Origin of the sequence: Methanolobus psychrotolerans (assembly GCF_002243045.1) — an archaeon.
In the GTDB taxonomy this organism is placed as follows: Archaea; Halobacteriota; Methanosarcinia; order Methanosarcinales; family Methanosarcinaceae; genus Methanolobus; species Methanolobus psychrotolerans.
In genome coordinates this window covers 53,203-60,178 of the sequence record NZ_MBKP01000022.1, presented here as the reverse complement: position 1 = coordinate 60,178, position 6,976 = coordinate 53,203, and the positions used below count along the sequence as shown (strand labels likewise).

The 6,976-nt window shown below is 43.1% G+C and carries 6 protein-coding genes; all 6 read left to right on the top strand.

What is annotated here, in order from left to right; translation table 11 throughout:
* Positions 1-1,965, top strand: a 1,965-nt coding sequence (locus BB781_RS09140; RefSeq protein WP_449288760.1) for a DUF7507 domain-containing protein, incomplete at its 5' end; no start/stop codon positions are given.
* Positions 1,966-2,202: 237 nt separating this feature from the next.
* Positions 2,203-3,753, top strand: coding sequence for a DUF7507 domain-containing protein (locus tag BB781_RS09135; protein WP_094228191.1), 1,551 nt, complete (start codon positions 2,203-2,205; stop codon positions 3,751-3,753).
* Positions 3,754-3,794: 41 nt separating this feature from the next.
* The gene (artB, locus tag BB781_RS09130) at positions 3,795-4,388 is read left to right on the top strand and encodes an archaeosortase B (RefSeq protein ID WP_094228190.1); all 594 of its coding nucleotides are present in this window, start codon (positions 3,795-3,797) and stop codon (positions 4,386-4,388) included.
* A 125-nt stretch (positions 4,389-4,513) separates the two neighbouring features.
* Positions 4,514-4,822: a winged helix-turn-helix domain-containing protein gene (locus tag BB781_RS09125; RefSeq protein ID WP_242492595.1), complete on the top strand. Its 309-nt coding sequence runs from the start codon at positions 4,514-4,516 to the stop codon at positions 4,820-4,822.
* Positions 4,823-4,997: 175 nt separating this feature from the next.
* Positions 4,998-5,744, top strand: coding sequence for an ABC transporter ATP-binding protein (locus tag BB781_RS09120; RefSeq protein WP_094228189.1), 747 nt, complete (start codon positions 4,998-5,000; stop codon positions 5,742-5,744).
* Complete coding sequence (locus tag BB781_RS09115; protein WP_094228188.1) at positions 5,723-6,949, top strand: SufB/SufD family protein; 1,227 nt, start codon at positions 5,723-5,725, stop codon at positions 6,947-6,949. The genes BB781_RS09120 and BB781_RS09115 overlap by 22 nt, the downstream gene beginning before the upstream one ends.
* Positions 6,950-6,976: the final 27 nt, after the last annotated feature.

Here is a 6,976-nt window from a genome sequence, read left to right as displayed (position 1 = left end):
ATCCTTGACCTTACTGAGACCTGGACCTATGAGGTTACAGGTACTGCCGAGTGTGGCCAGTATGCTAATCTCGGTAATGTGACAGGTGACTATGGCGATGTAGTTGTGACCGATGAGGATCCAAGCCACTACTTCGGTGAATGTCCTGACATTGATATTGAGAAAGCAACCAACGGTGTTGATGCTGATGTTGCTCCTGGTCCCGGAATTGCTGAAGGTGCCGTTGTAACATGGACCTATGTTGTGACCAACACAGGTAATGTTCCTCTGAGCAATGTTGTCGTTACCGATGATCAGGGACTCGTTCCAGTCTACCAGAGCGGTGATACCAACACTGACGGTATCCTTGACCTTACTGAGACCTGGACCTATGAGGTTTCAGGTACTGCCGAGTGTGGCCAGTACGCTAATCTCGGTAATGTGACAGGTGACTATGGCGAGGTAACAGTGGATGACAGTGACCCGAGCCACTACTTCGGTGAATGTCCTGACATTGATATTGAGAAAGCTACCAACGGTGTAGATGCTGATGTTGCTCCTGGTCCCGGAATTGCTGAAGGTGCCGTTGTAACATGGACCTATGTTGTAACCAACACAGGCAATGTTCCTCTGAGCAATGTTGTCGTTACCGATGATCAGGGACTCGTTCCAGTCTACCAGAGCGGTGATACCAACACTGACGGTATCCTTGACCTTACTGAGACCTGGACCTATGAGGTTACAGGTACTGCCGAGTGTGGCCAGTACGCTAATCTCGGTAATGTGACAGGTGACTATGGCGATGTAGTTGTGACCGATGAGGATCCAAGCCATTACTTCGGTGAATGTCCTGGCATTGATATTGAGAAAGCTACCAACGGTGTTGATGCTGATGTTGCTCCTGGTCCATCACTTGATGCTGGTGATGCTGTAACGTGGACCTATGTTGTGACCAACACAGGTAATGTCGATCTTAGCAACATCGTTGTAACAGACGACAAGCTGGGCGTGGTCAACAACATAGTGAACAAAGGCGATGGTGACGATGTCCTTGCGGTAGGCGAGGTCTGGACATATCAGGCAACAGGCAGTGCATCCTGCGGGCAATATGCAAATGTTGGGGATGTAGTGGGTTACTATGGAATCACACCGGTAACTGACGCGGACCCAAGTCATTATAATGTTGTCTGCATACCCCTTATTGATATCGAGAAGTCAACAAATGGTATTGATGCTGATAGTGCACCTGGGCCAACGCTTGCCTATGGTGCAGATGTCACCTGGGAATATGTTGTCAGGAATACTGGTAATGTCCACCTGACCAACATAACTGTCACAGACGATCAGCTTGGTGTGATAACCAACATTGTAGACAAAGGAAATGGTGATGACACACTTCTGCCAGGTGAGGTCTGGATCTACCAGGCAACTGGCAAGGCAGGATGTGGCCAGTACGTCAATATCGGAGATGTAGTGGGCTATTATGGTGCTGCTCCTGTAACCGATACTGACCCAAGCCACTATTATGTGAGCTGTGTCCCTGAGATCGATATTGAAAAATATATCAATGGAGCAGATGCTGATCAACCGCCCGGAGTTCTACTTGCGGTAGGAGATTTGATCACTTGGAAATTTGTCGTGAAGAACACAGGCAAAGTATCTCTTGAGAACATCATCGTTGACGATGACAAGCTTGGCATTATTCCGGCATCAAGCATTATTTCAAAGAGCATCAACAATGATGATATACTTGATCCTGGGGAAGTGTGGACATACGAGATAACGGACAGTGTTAAGGAATGTGTCCCACAGCACAAGAACATCGCAACTGTCACAGGTGAATTTGAAGGCAATGAGGTTACAGATGATGATGTGGCTTATTATTACTGTCAGCCTGTGGTTCCATTGTTAAGTCCTGTTGGTATGATGGTGTTCATGGCAAGTCTTGGGTTTATAGGGGCATTTTACCTTAGGAGGAGGAATTAATTCCTCCTTTTCTTTCTAAAAATGTATTCTGATTTTGCCTGAGATCAACAATTCAACTTCTTTTTCTTCGAATTGGAGAATTGATTTCACTTTTTATATGTCATTCAAAGAAAAGCCATTTTACGTAGTTCTTTTACCTAACAAAGATACTGAATTTAGTTTGCTGTATCGCTATATATTGTGGCAACTAAACCATTATTGAGAAGTATATTATTTATCAAAAGGGAGCGGAAAATAATGAACAAACTACATGTAATGTTTGGAATACTTATTGTTTTATTCTCCGTCCCCAGTGCCATGGCAATAACTATTGATGGAGTGCGTGGAGTTGGGGAGTGGGATGAGAACTGGAATTATGGTCAGGTAGAAGGGTCAACATATGATCCGACTGGTCCGTTTGGAACTAAAATGGTAATTTTCCAGAATGCAAATTGGTACGATGAAGACCCGATGAGGGACTCAGGTACAGGCTACAACGAGGATATGGGTACTGCCGGACCTTTTGAAAGTGGTTATGACATAAGGGAGCTATATGCGCACTATGACCTTGGAACTGACACTCTATATGGTATGTGTACTGTGTATGGTCTGCCAGGTGATCTCGATGGTGACGGAAGTATATCCTCTTTGATATCCAACGGTGATACAATAGGCGATGTAACCGGAAAGCCGATAAATGGTATCGGTCCGGGAGAGCAGTTCAGTATTGTATTAACTCAGGGTGGCAAGAGTGTACAGATAAAACTTTCAAATAATGACTGGACGGTAAATCCTCTTAGCGGTGCTTTCCCTGGATTTGGTGTAGGAAATGTATTAGCGGCGACTAGTCAGGCCTCAAATGCTGTCTATGAGATATCCATATCGGGTCTTAAGGATCAATTTGATCTGACTCCGGGAAATGACTTTGAAGTAAGGGTAGTTGCAGGAGGAAATCTTGATATCCCCGGTGAAGATCAGGCATTTATCTATTTCACTATACCGAATCCGGATGTTGATATTGAGAAGTGGACCAATGGCTTTGATGCAGATACGCCAACAGGTCCAAGCCTTGCACCAGGACAGGCAGTTACCTGGACATACAGAGTAACAAACGATGGAAATGTACCACTGAGCAACGTGGTAGTTACTGACGATAAGCTTGGAGTCGTACCGGCTGCAAACATAATCTCCAAGAGCATTAACAATGACGATGTTCTGGATGTAGGTGAGCTGTGGGTGTACCAGATGACAGGTACAGCAGACTGCGGACAGTATGCCAACATCGGTGAAGTCGACGCAGACTGGTTGGGAATTCCCGTAACAGACAGTGATCCAAGCCACTATATAGTAAGGTGTGAGCCGGATATCGACATAGAGAAACATACCAATGGCTTTGATGCTGATTTCCCGAGTGGTCCTCAGATAGGAGTGGGTGAAACCGTTACATGGGAATACTTCGTCACGAACACCGGAAATGTGCCTTTGGAGAACATTGTTGTTGTCGATGACAAGCTTGGAGTTATCCCCGCTGCAAATATCGTCTCAAAGAGCATGAATGCTGACAACATCCTGGATGTCGGGGAGACGTGGACATATGAGGTCACCGCTACTGTTGAGGAATGTGTCCCACTATACAAGAACATTGCTACTGTGACGGGAGAAGACGATGCCGGCAACACTGTAAATGATACGGACCCAAGTCATTATCACTGCCAGCCTGTTGTTCCATTACTGACACCGGTTGGTATACTGGCTATGATAGGCATACTTGGAGTCCTTGGAATTGTCACGCTAAGACGCCGTGATTAATTCCACATTTTTTTTTAAGTTTCTTTTTTCTTGGAGGAAGTATGGCTAAAAAAAGCAGGAATTTAAAAGGCGCCAGGAAACATCAAACTGTAGAGAGGGCAGATGTTCAGTCTGTTTACACTAAAAATAATGTGGGGCAATTTTTAAAAAAGAATGTGCATGTCATTAAATTCATAGGCCAGTATCTATTCTACATAGCACTTTTCACTGGGACATATGTGATCTTCCAGGAGAAGTTCGTTTTCCTTAGCACTCTGACTGCAAATACTCTTTCAGTACTTCTGTCTATTTTAGGGGTGGAAAGTTCTTCCTATGGCCAGTCTGTTTACATGAATGGCTTCTCTATGATGGTGATAGATGAATGCACAGGAATGTATGAACTGTTAGTCTATGCCGGATGTGTGCTTGCCTATCCTACGAAATTGCGTAACAAGTTACTTGGCATAATTCTGGGACTACCTGCAATGTTAATTATAAACATGCTAAGATTGGTACTCCTTTCCTTTGTCGGAATGATCTATCCTGCATTTTTCAGTTATGTGCATTATTATCTGTGGCAGGTAACATTCATCTTTCTGATAGTATTGCTCATGTTAATGTGGATAGAAAAGGTAGTCAAAAGCGGGAGCATTTAATATCTATGTATATATTATTATATATTTATAACGGATGCCGGAAAAAGTGATAAAATCCTTTCAGAACTATTTGGTTGGGAATGATGGGGTTATTAATGTGGGGTTATTAATGTGGGGTTATTAATGTGGGAGTATTAATGAAGTTCCCATCCCGAAAACGCGACAAAAGATATCATTCCAATTATATATTCAGGTGTGGATGTGTTATTATCAGAAGGAGCAGAACTGCTATAAGTGTGGAAATTTTAAGGGCTGCATTAGAGGGGGCAAAAAAAACACATATAGTGTACAGTGCTAATTTAAATTTTGAAGTCGTTAACAAATACTTGGCCTTGTTAAAAGAAAAGGGTCTGATTGAGCAAAATGATAATATTTATATTACAACTGAAAAGGGAAAAGAGTTCCAGGAGATTGCCAGAGAACTGGGATTGTGAGTTATATTTACTCATCTAAGGGACTATATATTTGATATCTGTAGCATGACCTTGAATTAGCATACTGTTTTTTCAAATTTCAATAGGTTTTTAACCGATAACCTGTATAATAGAGCAGGATTTTCATGAATTATTCATTTCATGGGCATCAATTATCATAAAAGGAGGCCATATTGTGCTGGAGATCAATAATCTAACAGTTGAAATCGGCGGCCGAAGGATATTGAAAGGCGTTGACCTTACTGTTGAAGCTGGGTATACTAACGTTCTTTTCGGGCCAAACGGAGCAGGCAAGTCTGCACTTCTTATGACACTAATGGGATTCAGTGGTTATAATGTTTTAGAAGGAGAAATTATCTTCAAAGGGGAGGATATCACCCACATGTCGGTATTTGAAAGGGCACAAATGGGAATGGGTATCATGACACAGAGACCTCCTAATATGAGTGGTGTCAAACTTTATGATCTTTTGAATGTCATTTCCAAGGACCTCAAGGAGACTGAAAGTCTGGCTGAAACACTGGATATGGTAAGGTTCTATGAAAGGGATGTGAATGTAGGTTTTTCAGGAGGGGAGATCAAAAGATCAGAGCTTCTCCAGCTTTCTGCACAGAACCCGGATTTTGTTCTTCTTGATGAGCCTGAGTCCGGCGTGGACCTTGTAAGCATTGAGCAGATTGGCAAAACTATAAACCAACTCTTGCAAAAAGACTGTAAATGTGCCGGTGACAGGTGCAAACACGGTAAATCCGCATTGGTGATCACACATACCGGACAGGTCCTTGACTATGTAGAAGCCGATAGGGGATACATACTGTGTAATGGAACTGTCATGTGTTCAGGAAACCCACGTGAGATGCTTACAGAGATCAAAGAACAGGGATATGAGGAGTGTATCAAATGCAAGCTGATGAAGATATGAGGAAGAAAGTGGAGGAGGCACTCAAGAAGACTGCTGCTTATGGAGAGGATTTCGATCTTGATGAGTATGGGATTGCTCCGCATGATGTGGAAAGTACTGATAATCTCTCAGAACTTAGCGAAGAGGATCAGAGGACTCTCTTGAATGTAGGATTCACGCCTTCGGAAGAAAACAGGGCTGGTAGTTTTATTATGCTTGATAATGCAGTTTCACACACGTCCATGCGTGATAAGGATGTTGTGGAACTCATGTCCCTTAAAGATGCAATGAAAGTCCACGACTGGCTTAAGGATTATTCATGGAAACTGGTTAAACCGGATGCAGACAAATATACCGCAATGAGTTATCTTCAGGAAGCAGATGGATATTTCATAAGGGCTCCAAAGGGCAAGAAATTAAAGATGCCTGTCCAGACATGTTTACTTTTGGGTTCAAAGCAGGTTTCCCAGACAGTTCACAATATAATTATTGTTGAAGAGGGGGCGGAACTTGATGTTATAACGGGATGCTCCACAAAACATGGAATCGAAAAGGGACTTCATCTGGGAATTTCAGAGATATACGTAAAGAAGGGAGCAACCTTAAAATTCACAATGATCCATAACTGGGCAGAACAGATAGGTGTCAGGCCAAGGACTGTTGTCCATGTTGAAGAAGATGGAACATACATCAATAACTATGTGACTCTCAAACCGGTCAAATCTATACAGGCATATCCGACGGTTGTCCTTAAAGGCAAGGGAGCTTTTGCAAGATTAAATACGATTGCTGTAGCACATCCAGGGTCTGAGCTTGATCTTGGAAGCAGGGTCATATTTGATGCAGAGGACACAAAGGCGGAACTCATCTCAAGAACAATTACAACTGGGGGTAAGGTTATTGCCCGTGGTGAGATGATAGGCAATGCGGATAGGGCCAAAGGACATCTTGAATGTCATGGGCTGGTACTGGGTAAAGGCGGAATGCAAAGAGCAATCCCCATACTTGAAGCAAATGTTGAGGATATCGAATTGTCACATGAGGCTGCTGTAGGCAGGATAGCACGGGAGCAGATAGAATATCTTATGGCAAGAGGGCTTACAGAAGAAGATGCTGTTGGTATGATTGTACGGGGATTCCTTGATGTTGGTATCCAGGGTATTCCAGATGAGTTAAAAGCTGATATCGATGCCACAATAGCGAAGATAGGAGAAAGTGCTATCTGATACATTTTTTGTTTTAATGCTATTTTG

Excerpts from the sequence above, each read along its gene's own strand:
- BB781_RS09135 (WP_094228191.1), top strand. The coding sequence starts at position 2,203 with ATGAACAAACTACATGTAATGTTTGGAATACTTATTGTTTTATTCTCC.
- artB (WP_094228190.1), top strand. The coding sequence starts at position 3,795 with ATGGCTAAAAAAAGCAGGAATTTAAAAGGCGCCAGGAAACATCAAACT.
- BB781_RS09115 (WP_094228188.1), top strand. The coding sequence starts at position 5,723 with ATGCAAGCTGATGAAGATATGAGGAAGAAAGTGGAGGAGGCACTCAAG.